The organism is Enterobacter cloacae complex sp. SHL020, from assembly GCF_049236945.1.
Lineage (GTDB): Bacteria > Pseudomonadota > Gammaproteobacteria > Enterobacterales > Enterobacteriaceae > Enterobacter > Enterobacter dykesii.
In genome coordinates this window covers 814,824-839,095 of sequence record NZ_JBMKJF010000001.1, presented here as the reverse complement: position 1 = coordinate 839,095, position 24,272 = coordinate 814,824, and the positions used below count along the sequence as shown (strand labels likewise).

Here is a 24,272-nt window from a genome sequence, read left to right as displayed (position 1 = left end):
AGGAAATAAATTATGCGTAAGTTTACTGCACTGTTTGTTGCTTCTACCCTGGCTCTGGGCGCTACCAGCATGGCGTTCGCCGCAGATACTGCGACCACTGCACCTGCCGCGCCTGCTGAAGGCAAAATGATGATGCATCATAAAGGTCCGGGTATGCACAACGAGATGATGATGTTTAAGGATCTCAACCTGACGGATGCGCAGAAGCAGCAGATCCGCGATATCCGGAAAGGCGAACGCGACCAGATGAAACGTCCTCCGCTGGAAGAGCGTCGTGCGATGCATGACATTATCGCCAGCGACAGCTTCGATAAGGCGAAAGCCGAAGCGCAGATCGACAAAATGGCCGAGCAGCACAAAGCCCGCATGCTGGCTCACATGGAAACCCAGAACAAGATCTACAACATTCTGACCCCGGAACAGAAAAAACAATTTAATGCGAATTTTGAGAAGCGTCTGACAGAACGTCCGGCGATGGAAGGTAAAATGCCAGCACCAACCGAATAATCGGTTCACTCTCTTAAGACCGCCGGGATCCTGTCCACAAAAGCGCAACCGCTGTGGACAGGACCGGCGGTTTTTCTTTCCTGCCCTCTTGCCTGCCGCCGCCAGCGCGGTATCCTCCTGTAGTCGCTTCAGAGAATGTTTGCAGAGTCATGGCGTTAGAATTTTTATTAACGTTCCGCTAAGGCCTGTCCGCTCTGCTGCCGATACTGTTTCTGTGAATACCCAACGATAACAAACAAGACAGCAACGATAGCGATATCCTTGCCCTGGCACGGGTTGTGCCATTCAGGAGTGGTGATGGAGTTCTTTGATATCCGTAAGATGCCGGTCAGCCTCTGGCGCAATGGTGCTGGCGAAACGCGTGAGATTTGCTGCTTCCCTCCCGCGACGCGCGATTTTCACTGGCGTGCCAGTATCGCGACGATTGCCAGCAACGGCGAATTCTCCTCGTTTCCCGGTGTTGACAGGGTGATTACCTTGCTGGAAGGGGGAGAGGTGACGCTGGATGCGGGTCAGGCGTTCTTCCATACCCTCAAGCACCATCAGCCCTACAGTTTTGCCGGCGATCTGCCGGTGAAAGCGCTGCTGTCCGATGGGCGGATGGCGATGGACTTTAACATCATGACCCGGCGCGACTGCTGCAAGGCGAAGGTGCGCGTTGCTGACCGAACCTTTACCACCTTTGGCTCACGCGGGGGCGTGGTGTTCGTGCTAAGCGGGGCGTGGCAGCTGGGTGATAAATTGCTGACGGCCGATCAGGGCGCCAGCTGGGAGGAGGGTACCCATACGCTGCGCCTGCTGGAGGCTCAGGGTAGCTTATTGTTCAGCGAAATCACGTGGCTGCCAGGTCATTGAGCACAATAATCTCAAACTTTCCTGCCAGGACCGGTTTACAGAGAATTTTGTAGCCATCGTGGTCAAATCCGGCGGGCGTGCGCAGCAGGGTTGCCGCGTCGTTGAGGTCGTCGACTGCGCCCAGCCAGAGCCAGTTGTTGACGATGTGATACTGGGTCATTGTCTCGCCCACTTCTTTTAGCGCAACGGCGCTTTCCCAGGGCCAGCAGTTCACGCTGATGGCCGCCAGACCGGTGAGAAGCCGGGCGTGATGCGCCTCAACGCTCTCTTTCCCGCAGCACGCTCCGGCGCAGCGCTTCAGCGCGGATCGAAAACAGGCGCGTCCGCGGGTGGTTGCCTCAAGACCTAAAAGGCTGTAGCAAAGCTGTAAATCGTCCGCCAGCGTCTGCAGCGCCTGGAGCGCGGCGCGTTTATTGGCGAACAGCCCATAGAGATTCGGGGCATGAGAAAAATCGACGTCGCGCGCGTAGACGACCTGCGGCCTGCCCTCGTTAATCTGCAGGGAGCAGAGCTGGCGGTTGCGGCGCAGGCGCTTATTGAACAGCGGCTGTTGTTCTTTTATCAACCGCGCCTCCAGCAGCAGCGCACCCATTTCTCCCGCCGTCTGGAACCAGGTAATGCGTCGCGACTGGCGCAGCATGGCGGCCTCGTCCGGCGTACGGAGATGGGATAACACCCGGCTGCGAATGTTAACGCTTTTGCCGATATAGAGCGGCAGGGTGTCGCTTTCACCGTGAAAAATGTACACGCCCGGCTGTTTAGGCAGTGCCTCAAGCCAGGGGCGAAGATGCTCGGGATATTCGTAGATAGCCGCCGCTTCAAACTCAAGACGCGGGGCGGATTGACGCCTGCTCACATACTGCTCCATATACTGTTCAGGTATACAGTGTAGCAGGAGTGTGGTGGTTAAAAAAGAGCCGGGTGGCGGCTACGCCTTACCCGGCCAGGACGTGCGGCCTGATGCCCTCACCCCAACCCTCTCCCACGGGAGAGGGCGCAAACATTAAAAGCGGTAACCTGGTTACCGCTTTGCTTTATTTTTTCCAGAAGTCATCAAACACCGTAATAGGCGTGTGGCGCTTGTGCTCGGTTTTCAGATACCAGCCTTCGATTATTTTCGCGGTACCTTCATCCAGCTTTTTGCCTTCCAGATAATCATCAATATTGTCATAGGTGACGCCAAGGGCCGCTTCATCCGGCAGGGAAGGGCGATCGTCTTCAAGGTCCGCTGTCGGCGCTTTCTTATACAGATGCTCAGGACACCCCAGCGCGGCCAGCAGCTGCTTACCCTGACGCTTGTTGAGACGGAAGATCGGGTTAATGTCGGTGCCGCCGTCGCCATATTTGGTGAAGAAACCGGTGATCGCTTCTGCCGCATGGTCGGTGCCGACGACAACGCCTTTGGTCATCCCGGCGATGCTGTACTGCGCTTTCATGCGCTCGCGGGCTTTCTCGTTGCCGCGGACAAAATCGCTCAGCTCAATGCCCGCTTCGCGAAGCGCCTGCTCGCTTGCCAGCACCGAACCCTTAATATTCACGGTCAGCACGCGGTCTGGCTGAATGAAGGCAATGGCATCCTGGCAATCCTGCTCGTCCGCCTGTACGCCATAAGGAAGGCGCACGGCGATAAACTGCAGTTTCTCATCGCCCGTCTCTTCGCGAAGCTCTGAAATCGCCATCTGGCAGAGTTTACCGGTCAGGGTAGAGTCCTGCCCGCCGCTGATGCCCAGCACCAGGGATTTCAGGAAAGCGTTCTTTTTTAAGTACGATTTTAAAAAATCCACGCTGCGGCGGATCTCTTCATGTGCATCTACCGTAGGCTTCGCGCCCAGTGCCTGAATAATCTCTTGTTGCAGAGCCATCACGCCCTCCATATGCAGTACATAAACAGAATGTGTTAGCTGTTAAAACTAACCCTTTGGGCGAGAAACGACAAGGATCACAGTTTCGAGTGCGCTAATTTGCGCCGATTTAGCAGGTTATCGTTGTTTTATTAGAATTTTCCGAAATTCGTCTGGCGTAACTCACAAAGTTGAACAATAGTACTTTTTATCCCATGCTTAGATAACACGCTGATAAACAAGAGGACGGAATATGAACAAGAACGTAGCAGGAATTCTTAGCGCAGCGGCGGTACTGACTATGCTGGCAGGGTGTACGGCTTACGATCGCACTAAGGATCAGTTTACGCAGCCCGTAGTAAAAGACGTTAAAAAAGGGATGACCCGTTCGCAGGTGGCTGCGATTGCCGGTAAACCTTCTTCTGAAGTGACCATGATTCATGCGAAAGGGACCTGCCAGACCTATATCCTGGGTCAACGTGATGGTAAGGCAGAAACCTACTTCGTCGCCCTGGATGATACCGGTCATGTGATCAACTCCGGCTATCAGACCTGTGCTGAATACGACACCGATCCACAGGCACCTAAGGCGCAGTAACCCTGCTTGCCTGAGGATGTTAACAAACCGGCCCATGGGCCGGTTTTTTTATGCATCAGAAAATCTTATTTCTTTGCGCGAATTATTTGCCCGAAATGTGAAGGGAGTCAACAAGCCAGGTCAATGAGAGACAATTTGAGCCTATCCAGAATTATCCCCTGTCTGTACCATTGCGTATACTCACTCCAACGATAAACAACAGTACGCAAGCTACCTGTCTGCCGGGACAGCGAGTCGAGTGATAGCGCGATGGCAGGTAGTTATACAAGAGGGAAATCACGATGGAAAAGAAACATATCTACTTGTTCTGCTCAGCGGGCATGTCAACGTCGCTTCTGGTGTCAAAGATGCGTGCGCAGGCTGAAAAGTATGAAGTCCCTGTGGTGATTGAAGCGTTTCCAGAGACGCTGGCGGGCGAAAAAGGCCAGACAGCCGATGTTGTTTTACTGGGGCCGCAAATTGCCTATATGTTGCCCGAAATTCAACGACTGTTACCGAATAAACCGGTCGAAGTGATCGACTCGGGGCTGTACGGCAAGATTGATGGTTTAGGTGTTCTTAAAGCTGCTGTGGCAGCCATTAAAAAAGCGGCTAATTAATTTTTATTTTTCCCGTCAAAGAGTTATTTCACACACAATACGCCGTAACATGCGTTACGGCATTTAAGGGTATTTTCCTATGAGTAAAGTCATCGCTTCACTTGAAAAGGTACTCCTTCCTTTTGCTGTTAAAATAGGAAAGCAGCCTCACGTTAATGCCATCAAAAACGGCTTTATTAAATTAATGCCGTTGACGCTGGCCGGGGCCATGTTCGTTTTAATTAACAACGTTTTTCTGAGCTTTGGTGAAGGTTCCTTCTTTTATTCATTAGGAATTAGGTTAGACGCTTCCACTATTGAAACCCTTAATGGTTTTAAAGCCATTGGCGGCAACGTCTATAACGGTACGTTAGGGATTATGTCGCTGATGGCGCCTTTCTTTATTGGGATGGCGCTGGCAGAAGAGCGAAAAGTGGATCCGCTGGCTGCCGGGTTATTATCCGTCGCCGCTTTTATGACCGTGACGCCTTACAGCGTGGGTGAAGCCTATGCCGTTGGCGCCAACTGGCTGGGCGGGGCCAACATCATCTCCGGTATTGTTATCGGTCTGGTGGTGGCAGAAATGTTCACCTTTATTATCCGCCGCAACTGGGTTATCCGCCTGCCGGATAGCGTACCGGCTTCCGTTTCTCGTTCATTTTCCGCGTTGATTCCAGGCTTCATTATTCTTTCCATCATGGGGATTATCGCCTGGGCGCTCTCCCACTGGGGCACAAACTTCCACCAGATAATCATGGACTCTATCTCTACGCCGCTGGCGTCGATGGGTGGCGTGGTCGGTTGGGCGTATGTGATTTTCACCTCTCTGCTGTGGTTCTTTGGCGTGCATGGTTCACTGGCACTGGCCGCGCTGGACAGCGGAATTATGACCCCCTGGGCACTGGAAAACGTTGCGCTTTACCAGCAGTACGGCTCCGTTGACGCGGCGCTGGCTGCGGGTAAAACCTTCCATGTGTGGGCGAAGCCGATGCTTGACTCCTATATCTTCCTGGGCGGTACCGGGGCGACCTTGGGTCTGATCATCGCGGTCTTTATTGTCTCTCGTCGTGCTGACTACCGTCAGGTCGCGAAGCTGGCGCTGCCATCAGGCATCTTCCAGATTAACGAACCGATTTTGTTCGGTCTGCCAATCATCATGAACCCGGTAATGTTCATTCCGTTCATCCTGATTCAGCCGCTGCTGGCCGCGATCACCCTGACGGCGTATTACATGGGCATCATTCCACCGGTCACCAACATTGCACCGTGGACCATGCCGGCGGGTCTGGGCGCCTTCTTCAACACCAACGGCAGCGTCGCAGCCTTCCTGCTGGCGATATTCAACCTCGGGATTGCCACCCTGCTGTACATGCCGTTCGTGGCGATTGCCAACAAAGCCGCCACCATTATTGATGAAGAAGAGAGCGAAGAGGATATTGCCCTCTCACTGAAATTCTAAGATTGACCGGCGCGGGGAAGCCCGCGCCAGCCACAAGGAGCTTAAACATGTTAGATTTGGATAGTATTGTCGCAGACGAAGCCGTCGAGAACGATCTCGAAGAAGTGGTGATGGGGCTTATCATCAACTCCGGACAGGCCCGCAGCCTGGCCTATGCCGCACTGAAGCAGGCCAAGCAGGGGGATTTCGCCGCGGCGAAAACCATGATGGACCAGTCCCGCACGGCGCTCAACGAAGCGCACCTGGTGCAGACAAAGCTGATTGAAGGCGATCAGGGCGAAGGGAAGATGAAGGTCAGCCTGGTGCTGGTCCACGCGCAGGATCACCTGATGACCTCGATGCTGGCGCGTGAGCTGGTGGCGGAGCTCATCGAGCTTCACGAGAAAATGCACTGAGTCGGATTTCGCAGCAGGAGGTCAGCACGATGGAAATTAAAACCGCACTTGAACAGCAGCTGTTTAACGGCAAAAATTTTCACGTGGTTATCTACAACAAGACGGAGAGCGCCAGCGGTCTGCACCAGCATGACTACTACGAGTTCACGATTGTTCTGACCGGCCGCTACTACCAGGAGATCAACGGTAAGCGCGTCCTGCTTGAGCGAGGGGATTTTGTCTTCCTGCCGATGGGGTCTTATCACCAGAGCTTTTACGAATTTGGTGCCACCCGTATTCTGAATGTGGGCGTCAGCAGACGCTTCTTTGAGAAGCACTATCTGCCGCTGGTGCCGTTCTGCTTTGTGGCCTCCCAGGTCTATCGGGTCAAAAACGAGTTCATGACCTGGATTGAAACGGTTATCGCCTCGCTTAACTTTCGCGACAATGAATTTGATGAGTTTATTGAAACGGTGACCTTCTACGTGATGAACAGGCTGCGCCATCATCGTGAGGAGCAGCAGGTGACGGATGATATTCCACAGTGGCTGCGCAGCACCGTTGAGCTGATGCACGATAAAGGCCAGTTCAGCGAAAATGCGCTGGAAAATATGGTGTCACTGTCGGGAAAATCCCAGGAATATCTGACTCGCGCGACGCAGCGCTATTATCGTAAAACACCCGTGCAAATTATTAATGAAATCCGCATTAATTTTGCCAAGAAACAGCTGGAAATTACCAACTACTCTGTCACCGATATTGCGTACGAGTCAGGATACAGCAGTCCCAGCCTGTTTATTAAGACCTTTAAAAAATTGACTTCATTCACACCGAACAGTTACCGGAAGAATTTAACGGTAATTAATTAACTTTCGGCGGATTACCCGCCACAAATATTGCTTTAATGGCTTGCCCAAATAGCGGGAAGAGTACGCTATACCTTGCAGGCGATTAACCTGATACGCTAAGGGAGATATTATGCAGAAGAAATTAAAAGTCGTAACCATTGGTGGCGGCAGCAGCTATACCCCGGAATTACTGGAAGGTTTCCTGAAACGTTATCATGAATTACCGGTCAGCGAATTATGGCTGGTGGACGTGGAGGAAGGTCAGGAAAAGCTGAATATTATTTTCGACCTGTGCAAGCGCATGGTGGAGAAAGCGGGCGTGCCTCTGACCGTGCATAAAACCCTGGACCGTCGTCTGGCGCTGAAAGATGCGGACTTCGTGACCACCCAGCTGCGCGTCGGCCAGCTGAAAGCGCGCGAGCTGGACGAGCGTATTCCGCTGAGCCACGGCTATCTCGGGCAGGAGACCAACGGCGCGGGCGGCCTGTTCAAAGGCCTGCGTACCATCCCGGTCATTTTCGACATCGTCAAAGACGTGGAGGAGATCTGCCCGAACGCGTGGGTGATTAACTTCACCAACCCGGCCGGGATGGTGACCGAGGCGGTCTATCGTCATACCGGCTTCAAACGCTTTATCGGCGTCTGTAATATTCCGATTGGTATGAAGATGTTTATCCGCGACGTGCTGGCGCTGAACGACAGCGACGATCTCTCCATCGACCTGTTCGGCCTGAACCATATGGTGTTCATTAAAGACGTTATCGTGAACGGTAAATCGCGCTTTGCCGAACTGCTGGACGGCGTGGCTTCCGGACGCCTGACGGCGGCATCGGTAAAAAATATCTTTGACCTGCCGTTCAGTGAAGGGCTGATCCGCTCGCTGAACCTGCTGCCGTGCTCGTACCTGCTTTACTACTTCAAGCAGAAAGAGATGCTGGCCATCGAAATGGGCGAGTACTATAAGGGCGGCGCGCGCGCGCAGATCGTTCAGAAGGTTGAGAAGCAGCTGTTCGATTTGTATAAAGATCCGAACCTGAACGTCAAACCGAAAGAGCTGGAGCAGCGCGGCGGGGCCTACTACTCCGATGCGGCGTGTGAAGTGATTAATGCTATCTACAACGACAAGCAGGCGGAACACTATGTCAACGTGCCGCACCACGGCCATATTGACAATATTCCGGCGGACTGGGCCGTTGAGATGACCTGCATCCTGGGACGCGATGGCGCTAAACCGCATCCACGCATCACCCACTTCGATGATAAGGTCATGGGGCTGATCCACACCATCAAAGGCTTTGAAGTAGCGGCAAGCAACGCGGCGCTGAGCGGCGAGCTCAATGACGTGCTGCTGGCGCTGAACCTCAGCCCGCTGGTGCATTCCGACCGCGACGCGGAGAAGCTGGCCAGCGAGATGATCCTGGCGCATGAAAAGTGGTTGCCGAACTTTGCCGCCACGATCGAGAAGCTGAAGTTCAAACAGCAATAAGAGGACGCACAATGGAAAACCTGCTGATCGTTAATGCTGATGATTTTGGCCTCTCGAAAGGCCAGAACTACGGCATTATTGAAGCCAGTCGCCGGGGTGTTGTGACCTCGACCACGGCACTGGTGAATGGTGAGGCGGTTGAACACGCGGCGCAGCTGAGCAGCGAGGTGCCGGAGCTGGGCGTCGGCATGCATTTTGTGCTGACGCTCGGGATGCCGCTTTCGCCAATGCCGGGCCTGACGCGCGACGGCCAGTTGGGCAAATGGATTTGGGAACTGGCGGAGCAGGGCGCTCTGCCGCTCGAAGAGATTGCCCGCGAGCTGGAGCGTCAGTTCAACCGCTTTGTTGACGCGTTTGGTAAGGCACCGACGCACATCGACAGCCATCACCACGTGCATATGATCCCGGCGATTTTCCCGATAGTAGCTGAGTTTGCACAGCGTAAAGGTGTGGCGATGCGCGTGGATCGGGAGGCGCGCGGCGTGCCTGACTGCGCCGCGACCACCACTGAGGGGTTCAGCAGCGCATTTTACGGCGACGAGATCGACGAAGCGCTGTTCCTGAAGGTGCTGGATGATTCCGCCGCGCGGGGGGAACGGTCGCTGGAGGTCATGGCGCATCCTGCTTTTGTCGATAATACAGTGCGTAAGAGCGCCTACTGCTGGCCGCGCCTGGCGGAGCTGGACGTGCTGACGTCGGCATCGCTGAAGTATGCGATTGCCGAGCGTGGGTATCGGTTGGGGACGTTCGGGGATCTTTGAGATAAAGCCCGGTGGCGAGGTAAAAGCAAAACGGTAACCTGGGTTACCGTTTTTATTGTTTTCTCCCTCTCCCGAGGGAGAGGGGCGGGGTGAGGGTATTTTTTACGCCGGTATCTGATCGATCTTACTGCTGCGCGACCAGACGCGGTGCGCGGCGAGCAAATCAAACAGCTTCGTCATAAAGGCATCGTCAACGTTATCGCCCTCGACAATGCCGTCCTCACCCTGATCGGCCACCTTCAGCTGCGCCTTAAACCGTCGCGCGTCGCCGGACAGCGCGATCGGTTTCAGGTGCTTGTAGGCTTCCAGCAGATAATACACCGCGTCACCGTTGCTCAGCAGGCTGTCTATATCTCCGCACGGCACAATCACCGCATCGACGGTCAGCGATGGCGCCCCGGCAAAGGTTGCCGCCACCGGCAGCACGGAGCCGTCATCGGCGGTCACTTCCCCCATGCGGGAATAAAGCAGTTTCGCATGCACGCCCTGGGTCTTCAGCGCCTGCATAATCCCCAGCACGTCGCTGGCGCGGGTTTTGTCGTTCAGCAGAATGGCGACCACGCGGCCTTTAATCGAGCCACCCGGCACGGCATACAGGCTCAGCGACGGATCTTTCTTGACGCCGTTAACCTCTTTCGGCGGGGCAAGGTTGCGCTGCTCGTCGGTCAGCGTAATGCCCAGATTATCCGCAACGCTCTGGGCGAGCTGAATATCAATGCGCGCCAGCTGATCGACGACCCGCTCGCGGATGTAGGTACGCACCACTTTGCTCAGCTCAAAGCTGAAGCCGCCGATAATGTGCTGTTGCTCAATCGGCGTCTGGCTGTTCCAGAACAGGCGAGGGTGGGCGTAATATTCGCCGAACGACGGGCTGCGCTCGCGAATTTTGTTGCCGTCGATTCGCTCCTGGTACGATTCGAATCCACCGCGTTTCGGCGCGGGAGGCGTTTCGCGCGGCCAGTTATCGTTGATGGAGTTCGGCTCATAGTTCGCCGGATTGGTATCAATATCCTGACGATGCATCCCGTCGCGCTGGAAATTGTGGTACGGGCAGGTTGGGCGGTTAATCGGGATTTCGTGGAAGTTCGGCCCGCCAAGACGGCTGATCTGCGTATCGGTATACGAGAACAAACGACCCTGCAGGAGCGGATCGTTGGTGAAGTCCAGCCCTGGCACGATATGCCCCGGGTGGAACGCGGCCTGCTCGTTTTCGGCAAAGAAGTTATCCGGGTTACGGTTGAGCACCATTTTTCCCACCAGTTGAACCGGCACCAGCTCTTCAGGGATCAGCTTCGTCGGGTCAAGCAGGTCGAAATCGAACCTAAATTCGTCCTCCTCCGGAATGAGCTGCAGACCCAGTTCGTACTCCGGGAAGTCGCCCGCTTCAATGGACTCCCACAGCTCGCGGCGATGGAAGTCCGGATCGCGTCCGGTCAGCTTCTGTGCCTCGTCCCACACCAGCGAGGCTTTGCCCGCTACCGGCTTCCAGTGGAAGCGCACAAACGTGGCTTTCCCCTCTGCGTTGATCATCCGGAAGGTGTGGATGCCAAACCCTTCCATGGTGCGGTAGCTGCGCGGGATGCCGCGGTCTGACATCGCCCACATCACGTTGTGTAAGGTTTCAGGCTGTAGGGAGACATAGTCCCAGAAGGTATCGTGCGCGCTTTGTCCCTGCGGTATGGCCCAGTGGGGCTCCGGTTTTACCGCATGGACAAAGTCAGGAAATTTATGCGCATCCTGAATGAAGAACACCGGGGTGTTATTGCCCACCAGATCGAAAATACCCTCTTCGGTATAAAACTTGGTGGCAAAGCCGCGGATATCTCGAACCGTGTCCGCCGACCCTGCGCCGCCCTGTACGGTGGAGAAGCGCACAAATACCGGAGTGATTTTGTCCGGGTCGGAGAGGAAGTCCGCTTTGGTGATGTCTTTCAGGCTCTTGTAGGGCTGGAAGTAGCCGTGCGCAGCCGAGCCGCGCGCGTGGACGATGCGTTCCGGTATCCGCTCGTGGTCAAAATGGGTGATTTTTTCCCGCAGGATAAAGTCTTCCAGCAGGGTTGGCCCGCGCGCGCCTGCGCGAAGGGAGTTCTGATCGTCAGCAATGCGTACGCCCTGATTGGTGGTGAGCGCAAAACCTTCGCCGCCCTTACGGTGTGGCTCAAGCGATTTCAGCTTCTCGTTTCCCGTGTCCGGCGATTTCATGCTTCCCGGTGCGGTAGGCTGTTCGCCCGGTGCGGAAGGGCCAGGGGAGGGGCGGTGAGAGCCGTCAGCAGGGGCAAGAGAGTCCATACCCGGTTGAGATTCCTCAGTGCCATGAATCGGTGATTGATGTGTTTTATCTTTGTTCGACATTGCACGCTTCTCCTTTATCCATTGCTAAAAACCCTATTAAGGATAGAACAATGTCGCGAGATGGCTCGCGAACTAAGAGTTTTCACATGCCGTCATTGACGAAAGGAGCCTTCTCGTCCACTCGGGGCGCGACGGAAGGCAGCAGGATCGGCTATCATAGAATTTTCCTGCTTCAAGAATTTGCTTTAGTGAACCAGTCGCTTATGAAACCTCTTCGTCAACAAAACCGCCAGGTTATTAGCTATGTGCCCCGCGTTGAGCCCGCGCCGCCTGACCATGCCCTGAAAGTGGAGGGCTTTCGCGATGTCTGGCAGCTGCGGGGGAAATATGTGGCCTTCGTGCTGATCGGCGAACATTTCCGCCGCTCGCCCACGTTTACGGTGCCGGAATCGGCGCAGCGGTGGGCGATGCAGATCCGCCAGGATGAAGAGGTTGAAGAATAACAGCCATAAAAAAACCGCCATCAGGCGGTTTTTTTATTTCAAAGTGATTAACGGTGCGCCAGCTCGGCGTCGTCTTCACTTTCCAGAATCGCTTTGTCGGTCTGCTTCAGCCACTGGCTGGTCAGCGTACCGGCGGTCATGGAGCCGCTCACGTTCAGCGCGGTACGGCCCATGTCGATCAGCGGCTCAACGGAGATCAGCAGGGCGACCAGCGTCACCGGCAGACCCAGCGCAGGCAGAACAATCAGCGCAGCAAAGGTTGCGCCGCCGCCAACGCCCGCAACGCCTGCGGAGCTTATGGTAACAATTCCGACCAGCGTGGCGATCCAGACCGGATCCAGCGGGTTGATCCCAACCGTTGGGGCAACCATCACCGCCAGCATCGCCGGATAGAGTCCCGCACAGCCGTTCTGACCAATGGTGGCACCAAAGGAGGCAGAGAAGCTGGCGATGGATTCAGGCACGCCCAGACGACGGGTCTGCGCTTCAACGTTCAGCGGAATAGACGCGGCGCTGGAACGGCTGGTGAAGGCAAAGGTCAGTACAGGCCAGACTTTACGGAAGTATTTCAGCGGGCTGACGCCGTTCACGCCCAGCAGGATGCCGTGCACCACGAACATGATGCCCAGGCCCAGATAAGAGGCGACAACGAAGCTACCCAGCTTAATGATGTCCTGCAGGTTAGAGCCGGCAACCACTTTGGTCATCAGCGCCAGCACGCCGTAAGGCGTCAGCTGCATCACCAGACGGACCAGCTTCATCACCCAGCTTTGCAGGGTGTCAATCGCGGTCAGCACGCGTTCACCTTTAGGCGCGTCGTCTTTCAGCAGCTTCAGCGCCGCTACGCCCAGGAACGCGGCGAAAATAACCACGCTGATGATCGAGGTTGGGCTCGCACCGGTCAGGTCAGCAAACGGATTCTTCGGAATGAAGGAGAGCACCATCTGCGGCACGGTCAGGTCAGCCACTTTACCAACGTAGTTGGTTTGAATCGCGGTAAGACGCGCCGTTTCAGCGGTACCCTGAACCAGACCTTCTGCGGTCAGGCCAAACAGGTTGGTGACCAGCACCCCCACCAGCGCGGCAATCAGCGTGGTGAACAGCAGCGTACCGATGGTCAGGAAACTGATTTTTCCCAGCTGAGTGGCGTTATGCAGGCGGGCCACGGCGCTCAGAATAGAGGCGAACACCAGCGGCATAACGATCATCTGCAGCAGCTGGACATAGCCGTTACCGACGATGTTGAACCACTGAATAGAGTCTTTCAGAACTGGATTATCGGAGCCATAAATTGCCTGTAATGCCAGACCAAATACGACACCCATGGCCAGACCAATCAGCACTTTTTTCGCCAGGCTCCACTGTTTGTGGCGCGCCTGCGCGAGAAGCAATAGCAATACAACGAACACAACGACGTTCGCGATGAGTGGAAAATTCATCCCCGTTCTCCTGATTTATTATTGGGTCGGTTTTTACCGATCCTGTTGGCGGAAGGTTAGCAGAAGTGTGATGTAGCGCTTATATCCAAATGGAATGGGTTATGACAAATGGGATAATTTTGTCGGTTTACTGTTCAATCTGGTGATGAATAAAGCGATTAAACTGAAATTGCAGCGAATTAATCATCTGGGATGACCAGCGAACTGCACTGTTTTCGGGCAATGTTTGCGGCATCCAGACGGCGTAAGCAAACAGCGCCATGCACAATACGCGCTCAAGCTGGTTGCCTTTCTGCGGTGCGAGGATGGGAAAACGGAAACGCCAGCGGCAGGGCCAAAGCAGCGGCACGCCCGCAGGCGTCAGCATATCGGCGAGAATATGGCTTAAATAGCCCAGCACCATCCCCTGGATGGCATCAGCGGGGACTATCCAGCTTTCGGGCACTTTTAAATAGAAAAGCGTCAGCAGGCCAAATACGGCCAGCAGGCTGTGCGTAAACCCCCGGTGGCCGAACGCGCGGGCGATGGGTTTCGACACCCACTTCAGGCGTTGTCCGAGAAAGGATTTAGGATGGTCAATGTCGGGCAGCAGACAGGTCAATACGGCGGAAGGGACAATATGCCACCAGTCCCCCTGTGCCAGCACGGGGGTGAGTTCAGCGTTTTTGGCAAATACCGCGCACGCAATAGAAAAAAGCAGGTGGCCTTCCGCCGTCATGATAAAACCCACAAAACTGTCAATTCATACAGTATAGGGTTTTTATACAGTAGGCGGAAGAGGTGACGGTGTAACTGTTTGTCACAAACCGGAGGAGGGCGTTAACCGCCCTGCAGATGATGCGCCGTGAGTTCTGCCAGTGAGTTAAGCTTCACGTCGGCAAGAGCAAACCGGGGATCGTGACGGCCTTCTTCAGCGGGCACCACAATGGAGCGCATCCGCGCAGCCTTCGATGCCACCATACCGTTAACGGAATCTTCCAGCGCAACGCAGTTGAGGGGATCCAGGCCAAGCTTTGCGGCACAGTCCAGATAGACCTGCGGGTGCGGCTTGCTGTAAGGCAATTTTTCAGCGGACGCCAGCGCGTCGAAACTGTCGCGCAGTTCAAACATCGTGAGCACTTTTTCCAGCATATGCAGCGGTGAAGCCGAGGCCAGGCCAACCTTCAGCCCCTGGGCTTTACACAGTGCGACAGCCTCGCGTACGCCGGGGAGCAGCGGCCTGTTCTCTTCCACCAGTGAAATGGCGCGGCTGATAATGCGTGCGGTCACCTCATCGCGATTGGGCCCTACCCACGGCTGTTGGGCAAACCACAGGTCAACCACCATATCGATGCGCAGACCCAGCGTATCGGGAAGTTCATTACGGCGGCTGATATCCACGCCCAGGCTGGCCATTACATCCAGTTCGGCGCGATCCCACAGCGGTTCGGAATCGATCAGCAATCCATCCATGTCAAAAATTGCGGCAAGAATTTTGCGCGGTGTCGACATCACAACGTCTCCTTATCCAGGGTGTTCGACAGACGATACGTGCTAAGCACAATCTGCAATTTAGCATATTGCTTTTAAAGAGCGGGCGAAATTGATGACCAGCAGGTAGACTTAGGCACAAATAACGCGTCTTTATGAAGAGGAACTGATGACGTATCAACAAGCTGGACGCATTGCGGTCTTAAAACGTATTGCTGGCTGGGTGATTTTTATTCCTGCCGTCATTTCTACGCTGATTTCTGTACTCAAATTTATGTACGATCACAGCGAAAAACAGCCGGGTATCAATGCGGTAATGCTTGATTTCGCTCATGTCATGATTGAGATGATGCGTTTTAATACGCCATTTTTGAATGTCTTCTGGTTTAACTCACCGACCCCGGATTTTCATCAACAGCTGAATATCGGTTTTTGGGTGATATATGCCCTGATCTTTGTCGCGCTGGCACTGCAGGCCTCTGGCGCGAGAATGAGTCGCCAGACGCGCTTTTTACGCGAGGGCGTTGAGGATCAGTTGATTCTGGAGCAGGCCAAAGGCCCGGAAGGCATGAGTCGGGAGCAGATTGAATCCCGCATTGTTGTGCCGCGTCACACCATTTTCCTGCAAATTTTCCCGCTCTATATCCTTCCCGTGATAATCATTGTGGCGGGATACTTCTTCTTCTCACTGCTCGGTTTTCTGTAAGCGATAGGGGTGGCGGCAAGGCCACCCGTCTCTTCTCAGGCGGCAAGCATACGCTCGAGTGCCCGCTGCGCGTTAACAATGTGTTCTCCGCCAAAAAGAATGGCACGGTTCATCAGCGTATAAAGCTGATACACCGGCTGGCGGTCGAGGAAACCGGGCGGCAGGGGGGAAACAGACTGGTATCCGTCGTATATTTGCGGCGGCTGCTCAGGATGAAGCGGCAGCATGGCAAGATCGCACTCTCTGTCACCCCAGTAGCAGGCCGGGTCATAGATGTACGGGCCGTTGGGACCCAGCGCGCAGTTATTGGACCACAAATCGCCGTGAAGCAGCGACGCCTGAGGCTGGTGGGATGCCAGACGCTGCTGGACGTGCTCGACGATGGCGTCGATATTGCCAAACTCCAGCCCTTTCTCGGCGGCCAGCTCAAGCTGCCAGCCAATGCGCTGCTCGGCAAAAAACGTCGACCAGCGACGCTGCCAGGCATTGGGCTGTGGCGTGGTGGAGAGATCGTTGTCAAAGTCGAGACCAAACTGCGGCTGGTCGCTCCATTGATGCAGGCGCGCTAACTGTTGGCCGAGAATGAACGCATTATGGGCATCCAGCGGGCGGGCGGGGAGATATTCCATCACCAGGAAGCTGTAGTCGCGATCGCTCCCCACGGCCAGAACCTGCGGGACCGTCACCGTTTTACTGCGCGACAACAGCTCCAGCTGGTCGGCTTCGGCGGTAAATATTGGAAGCAGCTCTCGCTCATCGCACTTAACGAAAAGATCGCGCCCTGCGTAGCGTAAATGCCACGCGGCGTGGATCTCACCGCCTGGCAGTTCGTTACGCAGTTCAATTTCACCTTCACCCAGCTGCTCACGTAAAAGATGACTGATAGCCTGCCACATGTTGTCTCTCCCATGTTGTCTGCCAGATCATAAAGTTAGCGCATAACCGCGGTAAAAAAATACGAACTAACGCACACCTGAGCGGTTTAAATTCATACAGCGCACTTATTGTTCTTTTTTCCGCCAGCTTTCCCAGGTATCCACGTCAATTTCGGCAGGCTTGTCGGTCACGCTCTCCACCAGACTGGCGGCCAGCGCATGAACCTCTTCCTGGCTCAGGGCGCCAATCAGTCCAAATGCCAGGGTGCCTAAATCATGAATATTGCCCTCGTCATCCGTCAGCGTGAGGAGAAAATTAGCTCGGGTGAAGGCATTGTTGAGCTCATTTAGCTCGGTCAGCGATGCTTCATGAAGGTTGATGGTCACGACGTAGCGTGTGATGTCACCACTGCTCATAATTCACCTCATTGTTATCATGGAAGTTTTCTTAGCATAGTCGATAGTTTGCGTTTGGCGACTCAGAGACGACCTTCCCCTCCGTAAAGACGAAGGGGAAAAGGCGTTAATTTCGGGACAGGTAATCGACGATTTTTTGCGTATCGGCAAGCGAACAGAGACGCGTGCCCTGGTTGATGGTGGCGGCACTACCCGCCGCAACGCCGTAGCGTGTCATTTCGAGCAGAGACGCACCCTGCGCCAGTTTTAGCGTCATCGCACCCACCATACTATCGCCCGCGCCAACCGTGCTTTGGCTCTTCATCGGCGGAGGGACAACCTGAACGGACGACGATTCATCGACTGCCAGCGCCCCCTGAGGTCCAAGGGAGACGACTACGCGCCGCGCTTTGCCGCTGCGCACCAGCTCCTGCGCGGCGGTGCGCACATCATCAGGCTGCGTCAGTTCGCGGTTGACCAGCGCGCTTAACTCTTTCTGGTTGGGTTTGACCAGCTCCAGATTGCCCGGCACCAGGGCCGCCTGCAGGGCCTCGCCGCTGCTGTCGACAATGCAGCGGATACCGCGCTGCTGTACCGCCTGAATCAGCGCCGTCAATTTTTCCGTGCTGACGCCGGGCGGCAGGCTGCCGCTTACCACCAGCAGCGCGCCGCTTTCTATCGTCAACACTTTCTCTTCAAGCTGACGAAACTCGTCATCGCTGAGCTTCGCGCCCGGCATGACAAAACGGTACTGCTCGCCGCTCGATTCCACGTGAACATGCAGGTTTTGCCGCGTCCAGTCTTTGGCCTCAACGGTTTCAACGGCCACCTGTTCATCGGCCAGCAGAGAGACCAGGTGTTCACCGGTAGCACCGCCTGCGGGGAAAATTGCCGTGGCTTTGCCGCCGAGATGTGTAATGGCGCGCGCCACGTTGATCCCGCCGCCGCCGGGCTCAAAGACCGGGGCGCTACAGCGCAATTTACCTTCCGGGTAAATCTGCGGCGTCAGGGTGGCGGAATCCAGGGAAGGGGAGAGCGTAAGAGTATAGATAGAAACCATCATTACCTCCTTTTAGCATGGGTTCTTATTAGCCTGGCACCATTTGTCAGGAAGGCAACGTAAATAACAGTATGATTTTAAATATGAATACTGACGAAAAGTGAGGCGGGGGATATATAAAATAAAACGCTTTTTGAGATCGTTCTTATTCAAAAAATGAAATAAGAAAACATTGCTATGTTATTTGCGGCTTTTTATAATTTGTTACCTTTCTCTGGACGCCTTGTCATTGATCCTCAAGAAAGATTCCGGGACCGTGTGGTCTCTTTTTTTGTTGTACGGACTCCTTAATAAAATGAAGCTTTTAAAGACAGTGCCCGCTGCACTGATGCTGGCGGGTGGCGTGTTTGCGGCTATGAACGCGACCGCTGATGATACCGTTTTTACTGTCATGGACGATCCTTCCACCGCGAAAAAACCGTTTGAAGGTAACCTGAACGCCGGGTACCTGGCACAATCCGGTAACACGAAAAGCTCTTCTCTGACGGCGGACAGTACGCTCACCTGGTACGGCAACACCACCGCCTGGTCTCTTTGGGGTAATGCCAGCAACACTTCCGCTAACGACGAACGTTCTTCCGAGAAGTATGCGGTAGGCGGACGTAGCCGTTACAACATGACCGACTATGACTACCTGTTTGGTCAGGCTAGCTGGTTAACCGACCGTTACAACGGTTATCGCCAGCGCGACGTGTTCACCGCCGGTTATGGTCGCCAGTTCCTGAACGGTCCGGTACACAGCCTCCGTTTTGAATTCGGTCCGGGTGTGCGTTATGACGAGTACACCAATGGCGATACCAAAACCCAACCGCTCGGTTACGCTTCCGGTACCTATGCCTGGCAGATGACTGACAACACCAAATTTACCCAGGGTGTTTCTGTATTTGGTGCCGACGATACGACGCTGAACTCTGAGACGGCGCTGAATGTGGCTATCAACGAACACTTTGGCCTGAAAGTCGCCTACAACGTGACCTGGAACTCTTCACCACCAGAATCTGCGCCGGATCATACCGACCGTAGAACCACGGTTTCACTGGGTTATAGAATGTAATAAAAGCGGGCCGATGATAATGTCGGCCCGTTTATTGTCTGCAGTCTTTTGACGTCCCTTCTGATGACTTGTCTTCGCCCCTAGCCCCAAATCATTGCCGCCCAACGGAGTAGCAGCATTGCGCCGCAGATGGCAATCAGCACCAGCACCATTTTCCAGTGTTTTGCGGCAAATCGTTTAGTTGGCATAACCTAATCCTTGTTGGTTGATACTCCCAGTCTACCAAACAGGGCCGAAATATGCCCCTTCTCAGGTTCGATTGGGTTATGCCAGCGTAGGGTTCGGCTCAGAACCAGTGGAATCGCTCGGCGAGAATCAACAATAAACCTGTGGCGGAAAGGATGTTCAATATCACAACCGTTCTACTGGATACGTTCATGGTATGCACCTTTGGGTTTAAAGACCTGTTCAAGAGTAGCCCAGCATCTTCGAAATGCGAGCGCAGGGGAGAAGCAACCTGCAAATTCGTGCGAAAGTGCCAGCCCATCAATCTGGCCGCAGAGGGTGCAATCTCCTTGCCGTTAGTGTTAACATTACGTCGCTTGCCGTAAATCCACATTAATCTGAATTCGGCAGGTGAATGATGACGAACCAATTTGACGATTGTTGGTCAGATGGTGTCGTAATCTATTGTCAAATCACGATTATTTTCTTTGTATATGCTCTTATGTGTGGGGCATCACTGCAAATAAGGATATAAAATGCCTGTAATTACTCTTCCTGATGGCAGCCAACGCCATTTCGACCGTGCTGTTAGCCCAATGGATGTTGCCCTGGACATTGGTCCTGGCCTCGCGAAAGCGACTATCGCTGGCCGCGTTAACGGTGAGCTGGTGGACGCCTCCGATCTGATCGAAAACGATGCGACGCTTGCAATCATCACCGCGAAAGACGAAGAAGGTCTGGAGATCATTCGTCACTCCTGCGCGCACCTGTTAGGCCATGCCATCAAACAGCTGTGGCCAAACACCAAAATGGCGATCGGTCCGGTTATCGATAACGGTTTCTACTACGACGTTGACCTTGACCACACCCTGACTCAGGAAGATATCGACGCGCTCGAAAAACGCATGCACGAGCTCGCCGAAACAAACTATGACGTCATCAAGAAGAAAGTCAGCTGGCACGAAGCGCGTGAAACCTTCGTGAAGCGCGGCGAGAGCTACAAGGTCTCTATTCTTGACGAAAACATTTCGCATGATGACAAGCCTGGCTTGTACCATCACGAAGAATACGTCGACATGTGCCGTGGACCGCACGTGCCGAACATGCGTTTCTGTCATCACTTTAAGCTGATGAAGATCGCAGGCGCCTACTGGCGTGGCGACAGCAACAACAAGATGTTGCAGCGTATCTATGGTACCGCGTGGGCTGATAAAAAAGCCCTGAACGCATACCTGCTGCGCCTGGAAGAGGCGGCGAAGCGTGACCACCGTAAAATCGGTAAGCAGCTTGACCTGTACCACATGCAGGAAGAAGCGCCGGGCATGGTGTTCTGGCATAACGACGGCTGGACCATCTTCCGTGAACTGGAAACTTTCGTACGCTCCAAGCTGAAAGAGTACCAGTATCAGGAAGTGAAAGGCCCGTTCATGATGGACCGTGTGCTGTGGGAAAAAACCGGCCACTGGGACAACTACAAAGATGCGATGTTCACCACCTCGTCTGAGAACCGTGAATACTGCATCAAGCCAATGAACTGCCCGGGCCACGTTCAGATCTTCAACCAGGGTCTGAAATCCTACCGCGACCTGCCGCTGCGTATGGCGGAGTTCGGTAGCTGCCACCGTAACGAACCATCAGGTGCGCTGCACGGTCTGATGCGTGTTCGTGGCTTTACTCAGGATGATGCGCATATTTTCTGTACTGAAGATCAGGTCCGTGACGAAGTTAACGCCTGTATTCGTATGGTCTACGATATGTACAGCACCTTTGGCTTCGAGAAGATCGTGGTCAAACTCTCAACGCGTCCGGAAAAACGTATCGGTAGCGATGAGACATGGGATCGCGCAGAAGCGGATCTCGCCGTGGCGCTGGAAGAGAACGGCATTCCGTTCGAATACCAGCTGGGCGAGGGCGCATTCTACGGTCCGAAAATTGAATTTACCCTGTATGACTGCCTCGATCGCGCATGGCAGTGCGGTACTGTACAGCTGGACTTCTCCCTGCCGCAGCGTTTAAGCGCCTCTTATGTTGGCGAAGACAACGAGCGTCAGGTACCGGTAATGATTCACCGTGCAATTCTCGGTTCTCTGGAGCGCTTCATCGGCATCCTGACCGAAGAGTTCGCCGGCTTCTTCCCAACCTGGCTTGCGCCAGTGCAGGTCGTGGTGATGAACATTACCGATTCTCAGGCGGATTACGTTAAAGAATTGACGCAGAAACTACAAAATGCGGGCATTCGCGTAAAAGCAGACTTGAGAAATGAGAAGATTGGCTTTAAAATCCGCGAGCACACTTTACGTCGTGTCCCGTATATGTTGGTCTGTGGTGATAAAGAGGTGGAAGCAGGCAAAGTTGCCGTTCGCACCCGCCGTGGTAAAGACCTGGGCAGCCTGGACGTAAGTGAAGTGATTGAGAAGCTGCAACAAGAGATTCGCAGCCGCAGTCTTCAACAACTGGAGGAATAAGGTATTAAAGGCGGAAAACGAGTTCAAACGGCACGTCCGAATCGTATCAATGGCGAGATTCGCGCCCAGGAAGTTCGCTTAACAGATCTTGAAGGTGAACCACTGGGGATTGTGAGTCTGAGAGAAGCGATCGAAAAAGCTGAAGAAGCTGGAGTAGATTTAGTTGAAATCAGCCCTAACGCCGAACCGCCAGTTTGTCGTATCATGGACTACGGCAAGTTCCTTTATGAAAAGAGTAAGTCTTCTAAGGAACAGAAGAAGAAGCAAAAAGTTATCCAGGTTAAGGAAATCAAATTCCGTCCTGGTACCGACGATGGCGACTATCAGGTAAAACTCCGCAGCCTGATTCGCTTTCTGGAAGATGGCGATAAGGCCAAGATCACACTGCGTTTCCGCGGTCGTGAGATGGCCCACCAACAGATTGGTATGGAAGTGCTTAACCGCGTCCGTGACGATCTGAGTGAACTGGCAGTAGTCGAATCCTTCCCTACGAAGATCGAAGGCCGCCAGATGATCATGGTGCTCGCTCCTAAGAAGAAACAGTAAGGCCTTCAAGCAGCAAAATCTGTGGAGCCTTCGGGTTTCATAGGTTTTGTTCGCCTATGTTTCGTTTATTTAACAATGCGAAGTGGAAGTTATTAAGATGCCAAAAATTAAGACCGTACGCGGTGCTGCTAAGCGCTTCAAAAAAACCGGTGGTGGTGGATTTAAGCGTAAGCACGCAAACCTGCGTCATATTCTGACCAAAAAATCTACTAAGCGTAAACGTCACCTGCGTCCAAAAGGCCTCGTTTCTAAAGGCGATCTGGGTCTGGTTATCGCGTGCCTGCCGTACGCATAAGCCGTTAACGTTTAATTTTTTACTAAGAATATAGATACAGGAGAGCACATATGGCTCGCGTAAAACGTGGTGTAATTGCACGTGCACGTCACAAGAAAATTTTGAAACAAGCTAAAGGCTACTACGGTGCGCGTTCACGCGTATACCGCGTTGCTTTCCAGGCTGTTATCAAAGCAGGTCAGTACGCTTACCGTGACCGTCGTCAGCGTAAGCGTCAGTTCCGTCAACTGTGGATTGCGCGTATCAACGCAGCAGCACGTCAGAACGGTATTTCTTACAGCAAATTCATCAACGGCCTGAAAAAAGCCTCTGTTGAAATCGACCGTAAGATCCTGGCTGACATCGCAGTATTCGACAAAGTAGCGTTCACCGCTCTGGTCGAAAAAGCGAAAGCAGCACTGGCATAAGCCAGTTGAGAGAGGGGGCTTTGCTCCCTCTTTTCATTTAACACCATCAGAAGATTGACATTTATCCGTCCAGGCTTTTCAATAAGGTCTTAACGGTTTTTACCAGACAAGGTAACGCAAGCATGAATGCTGCTATTTTCCGCTTCTTCTTTTACTTTAGCACCTGATTTCAGGAGGCTAGCGCGTGAAAGATGAAACGAAAAACAGCGCCAGATAAGCCTCCCAATGGAGGCTTTTTTTGTGCCTGAATTTGAGAGAATAACTCCACCAAATCGGTGTCTGCACCGACATAATGAGGAAAATCATGTCACATCTCGCAGAGCTGGTTGCCAGTGCAACAGCCGCCATTAATCAGGCCTCAGATGTTGTCGCGTTAGACAATGTCCGCGTCGAATATCTTGGGAAGAAAGGGCACCTGACCCTTCAGATGACAACCCTGCGTGAGCTGTCGCCAGAAGAACGCCCGGCAGCGGGTGCGGTGATTAACGAAGCCAAAGAGCAGGTACAGCAGGCGCTGAACGCGCGCAAAGCCGAGCTGGAAAGCGCGGTGCTGAATGCGCGTCTGGCCGCAGAGACGATCGACGTTTCTCTGCCGGGTCGCCGTATCGAAAACGGCGGTCTGCATCCGGTTACCCGCACCATCGATCGCATTGAAAGTTTCTTCGGTGAGCTCGGCTTTACCGTGGCGACTGGCCCGGAAATCGAAGATGATTACCATAACTTCGACGCCCTGAACATTCCTGGCCATCATCCGGCACGCGCTGACCACGACACTTTCTGGTTCGACGCTACGCGTCTGCTGCGTACTCAGACCTCCGGCGTTCAGATCCGTACCATGAAGGAGCAGGAGCCGCCAATCCGTATTATCGCGCCGGGCCGCGTCTATCGTAACGACTACGATCAGACCCACACCCCAATGTTCCACCAGATGGAAGGTCTGATTGTTGATAAAAACATCAGCTTCACCAACCTGAAGGGCACGCTGCACGATTTCCTGAACAACTTCTTTGAGGAAGATCTGCAGGTTCGTTTCCGCCCGTCCTATTTCCCGTTCACCGAACCGTCTGCGGAAGTTGACGTGATGGGTAAAAACGGCAAATGGCTGGAAGTGCTGGGCTGCGGCATGGTGCATCCAAACGTGCTGCGCAACGTGGGTATCGATCCGGAAGTTTACTCCGGCTTTGCTTTCGGCATGGGCATGGAGCGTCTGACCATGCTGCGCTACGGCGTGACCGACTTACGTGCATTCTTCGAAAACGATCTGCGTTTCCTCAAACAGTTTAAATAAGGGC

At 54.0% G+C, this 24,272-nt stretch carries 29 protein-coding genes and 1 other annotated feature; of the genes, 18 read left to right on the top strand and 11 right to left on the bottom strand.

The features are described from left to right. The first annotated feature begins 12 nt into the window (after positions 1-12). The gene (gene spy, locus ACOTZB_RS04060) at positions 13-507 is read left to right on the top strand and encodes an ATP-independent periplasmic protein-refolding chaperone Spy (RefSeq protein ID WP_047651943.1); all 495 of its coding nucleotides are present in this window, start codon (positions 13-15) and stop codon (positions 505-507) included. A gap of 297 nt (positions 508-804) precedes the next feature. Next, a complete protein-coding gene (gene ves, locus ACOTZB_RS04055; RefSeq protein WP_193804561.1) occupies positions 805-1,362 on the top strand; it encodes an environmental stress-induced protein Ves in 558 nt (185 codons plus the stop codon). On the opposite strand, the gene cho is transcribed toward ves, so the two are convergent. Continuing rightward, complete coding sequence (gene cho / locus ACOTZB_RS04050; RefSeq protein ID WP_228011635.1) at positions 1,340-2,218, bottom strand: excinuclease Cho; 879 nt, start codon at positions 2,216-2,218, stop codon at positions 1,340-1,342. The genes ves and cho overlap by 23 nt on opposite strands. Positions 2,219-2,396: 178 nt before the next feature. Next, positions 2,397-3,224, bottom strand: a complete 828-nt coding sequence (gene nadE / locus ACOTZB_RS04045; protein ID WP_023311282.1) for an ammonia-dependent NAD(+) synthetase — start codon at positions 3,222-3,224, stop codon at positions 2,397-2,399. Between the two features lie 232 nt (positions 3,225-3,456). On the opposite strand from nadE, the gene osmE reads away from it, so the two are divergent. The 7 genes from osmE to chbG all read left to right on the top strand — a co-directional run bounded on the left by osmE (position 3,457) and on the right by chbG (position 9,307). Continuing rightward, entirely contained in the window at positions 3,457-3,801 is a 345-nt protein-coding gene (gene osmE / locus ACOTZB_RS04040) for an osmotically-inducible lipoprotein OsmE (RefSeq protein WP_010430142.1), read from the top strand. A 281-nt stretch (positions 3,802-4,082) separates the two neighbouring features. After that, positions 4,083-4,400, top strand: coding sequence for a PTS N,N'-diacetylchitobiose transporter subunit IIB (chbB, locus tag ACOTZB_RS04035; RefSeq protein ID WP_008500676.1), 318 nt, complete (start codon positions 4,083-4,085; stop codon positions 4,398-4,400). Between the two features lie 79 nt (positions 4,401-4,479). Beyond that, on the top strand, positions 4,480-5,838 hold the full coding sequence (chbC, locus tag ACOTZB_RS04030) for a PTS N,N'-diacetylchitobiose transporter subunit IIC (RefSeq protein WP_023311283.1): 1,359 nt from the start codon (positions 4,480-4,482) through the stop codon (positions 5,836-5,838). A 47-nt stretch (positions 5,839-5,885) separates the two neighbouring features. After that, complete coding sequence (gene chbA, locus ACOTZB_RS04025) at positions 5,886-6,233, top strand: PTS N,N'-diacetylchitobiose transporter subunit IIA (protein ID WP_023311284.1); 348 nt, start codon at positions 5,886-5,888, stop codon at positions 6,231-6,233. Between the two features lie 5 nt (positions 6,234-6,238). Beyond that, entirely contained in the window at positions 6,239-7,081 is an 843-nt protein-coding gene (gene chbR, locus ACOTZB_RS04020; protein ID WP_071789366.1) for a transcriptional regulator ChbR, read from the top strand. 109 nt (positions 7,082-7,190) lie between these two features. Next, positions 7,191-8,546: a 6-phospho-beta-glucosidase gene (locus ACOTZB_RS04015; protein WP_193804559.1), complete on the top strand. Its 1,356-nt coding sequence runs from the start codon at positions 7,191-7,193 to the stop codon at positions 8,544-8,546. An 11-nt stretch (positions 8,547-8,557) separates the two neighbouring features. Beyond that, on the top strand, positions 8,558-9,307 hold the full coding sequence (gene chbG, locus ACOTZB_RS04010) for a chitin disaccharide deacetylase (protein ID WP_193804558.1): 750 nt from the start codon (positions 8,558-8,560) through the stop codon (positions 9,305-9,307). A gap of 102 nt (positions 9,308-9,409) precedes the next feature. Here chbG and katE read toward each other — a convergent pair whose 3' ends face one another. Further along, complete coding sequence (katE, locus tag ACOTZB_RS04005; RefSeq protein WP_421626539.1) at positions 9,410-11,659, bottom strand: catalase HPII; 2,250 nt, start codon at positions 11,657-11,659, stop codon at positions 9,410-9,412. Between the two features lie 50 nt (positions 11,660-11,709). Here katE and cedA point away from each other — a divergent pair, with 50 nt between their 5' ends. Next, on the top strand, positions 11,710-12,102 hold the full coding sequence (gene cedA, locus ACOTZB_RS04000; protein WP_318530310.1) for a cell division activator CedA: 393 nt from the start codon (positions 11,710-11,712) through the stop codon (positions 12,100-12,102). A 47-nt stretch (positions 12,103-12,149) separates the two neighbouring features. Here cedA and ACOTZB_RS03995 read toward each other — a convergent pair whose 3' ends face one another. The 3 genes from ACOTZB_RS03995 to hxpB all read right to left on the bottom strand — a co-directional run bounded on the left by ACOTZB_RS03995 (position 12,150) and on the right by hxpB (position 15,032). After that, the gene (locus ACOTZB_RS03995) at positions 12,150-13,541 is read right to left on the bottom strand and encodes an L-cystine transporter (protein WP_421626538.1); all 1,392 of its coding nucleotides are present in this window, start codon (positions 13,539-13,541) and stop codon (positions 12,150-12,152) included. Between the two features lie 127 nt (positions 13,542-13,668). Further along, complete coding sequence (locus ACOTZB_RS03990; protein WP_014883483.1) at positions 13,669-14,259, bottom strand: metal-dependent hydrolase; 591 nt, start codon at positions 14,257-14,259, stop codon at positions 13,669-13,671. 101 nt (positions 14,260-14,360) lie between these two features. After that, a complete protein-coding gene (gene hxpB / locus ACOTZB_RS03985) occupies positions 14,361-15,032 on the bottom strand; it encodes a hexitol phosphatase HxpB (RefSeq protein ID WP_126328311.1) in 672 nt (223 codons plus the stop codon). Between the two features lie 148 nt (positions 15,033-15,180). Between hxpB and ACOTZB_RS03980 the strand changes: the two genes are divergently transcribed. Then, positions 15,181-15,717 carry a YniB family protein gene (locus ACOTZB_RS03980; protein WP_023311291.1) on the top strand — a complete coding sequence of 179 codons (537 nt, stop codon included), beginning with the start codon at positions 15,181-15,183 and terminating at the stop codon, positions 15,715-15,717. Between the two features lie 35 nt (positions 15,718-15,752). On the opposite strand, the gene ACOTZB_RS03975 is transcribed toward ACOTZB_RS03980, so the two are convergent. The 3 genes from ACOTZB_RS03975 to pfkB all read right to left on the bottom strand — a co-directional run bounded on the left by ACOTZB_RS03975 (position 15,753) and on the right by pfkB (position 18,048). Next, entirely contained in the window at positions 15,753-16,613 is an 861-nt protein-coding gene (locus ACOTZB_RS03975) for a fructosamine kinase family protein (protein WP_421626537.1), read from the bottom strand. Positions 16,614-16,718: 105 nt separating this feature from the next. Further along, positions 16,719-17,009: a type V toxin-antitoxin system endoribonuclease antitoxin GhoS gene (gene ghoS, locus ACOTZB_RS03970; RefSeq protein ID WP_047648044.1), complete on the bottom strand. Its 291-nt coding sequence runs from the start codon at positions 17,007-17,009 to the stop codon at positions 16,719-16,721. 106 nt (positions 17,010-17,115) lie between these two features. Then, on the bottom strand, positions 17,116-18,048 hold the full coding sequence (gene pfkB, locus ACOTZB_RS03965) for a 6-phosphofructokinase II (RefSeq protein WP_047651956.1): 933 nt from the start codon (positions 18,046-18,048) through the stop codon (positions 17,116-17,118). Between the two features lie 295 nt (positions 18,049-18,343). Between pfkB and ACOTZB_RS03960 the strand changes: the two genes are divergently transcribed. Next, complete coding sequence (locus tag ACOTZB_RS03960; protein ID WP_029740435.1) at positions 18,344-19,102, top strand: DUF481 domain-containing protein; 759 nt, start codon at positions 18,344-18,346, stop codon at positions 19,100-19,102. Between the two features lie 80 nt (positions 19,103-19,182). On the opposite strand, the gene yniD is transcribed toward ACOTZB_RS03960, so the two are convergent. Together yniD and yncL are read right to left on the bottom strand one after the other, a co-directional pair. After that, the gene (yniD, locus tag ACOTZB_RS03955; protein ID WP_112009453.1) at positions 19,183-19,290 is read right to left on the bottom strand and encodes a small membrane protein YniD; all 108 of its coding nucleotides are present in this window, start codon (positions 19,288-19,290) and stop codon (positions 19,183-19,185) included. Between the two features lie 98 nt (positions 19,291-19,388). Then, on the bottom strand, positions 19,389-19,481 hold the full coding sequence (gene yncL / locus ACOTZB_RS03950) for a stress response membrane protein YncL (RefSeq protein WP_021241082.1): 93 nt from the start codon (positions 19,479-19,481) through the stop codon (positions 19,389-19,391). 322 nt (positions 19,482-19,803) lie between these two features. On the opposite strand from yncL, the gene thrS reads away from it, so the two are divergent. The 6 genes from thrS (at position 19,804) to pheS (ending at position 24,268) form a co-directional block, all read left to right on the top strand. Next, positions 19,804-21,732: a threonine--tRNA ligase gene (gene thrS / locus ACOTZB_RS03945; RefSeq protein ID WP_008500657.1), complete on the top strand. Its 1,929-nt coding sequence runs from the start codon at positions 19,804-19,806 to the stop codon at positions 21,730-21,732. 3 nt (positions 21,733-21,735) lie between these two features. After that, the gene (infC, locus tag ACOTZB_RS03940) at positions 21,736-22,278 is read left to right on the top strand and encodes a translation initiation factor IF-3 (protein WP_014069901.1); all 543 of its coding nucleotides are present in this window, start codon (positions 21,736-21,738) and stop codon (positions 22,276-22,278) included. Positions 22,279-22,375: 97 nt separating this feature from the next. Beyond that, entirely contained in the window at positions 22,376-22,573 is a 198-nt protein-coding gene (rpmI, locus tag ACOTZB_RS03935; protein WP_003030583.1) for a 50S ribosomal protein L35, read from the top strand. A gap of 50 nt (positions 22,574-22,623) precedes the next feature. Beyond that, positions 22,624-22,980 carry a 50S ribosomal protein L20 gene (rplT, locus tag ACOTZB_RS03930; RefSeq protein ID WP_000124850.1) on the top strand — a complete coding sequence of 119 codons (357 nt, stop codon included), beginning with the start codon at positions 22,624-22,626 and terminating at the stop codon, positions 22,978-22,980. A 117-nt stretch (positions 22,981-23,097) separates the two neighbouring features. Then, positions 23,098-23,222 (top strand) — a sequence feature (Phe leader region). Next, the gene (gene pheM, locus ACOTZB_RS03925) at positions 23,103-23,147 is read left to right on the top strand and encodes a pheST operon leader peptide PheM (protein ID WP_001386830.1); all 45 of its coding nucleotides are present in this window, start codon (positions 23,103-23,105) and stop codon (positions 23,145-23,147) included. Its footprint overlaps the feature before it by 45 nt. 62 nt (positions 23,223-23,284) lie before the next feature. Further along, the gene (gene pheS / locus ACOTZB_RS03920; RefSeq protein WP_421626536.1) at positions 23,285-24,268 is read left to right on the top strand and encodes a phenylalanine--tRNA ligase subunit alpha; all 984 of its coding nucleotides are present in this window, start codon (positions 23,285-23,287) and stop codon (positions 24,266-24,268) included. Positions 24,269-24,272: the final 4 nt, after the last annotated feature.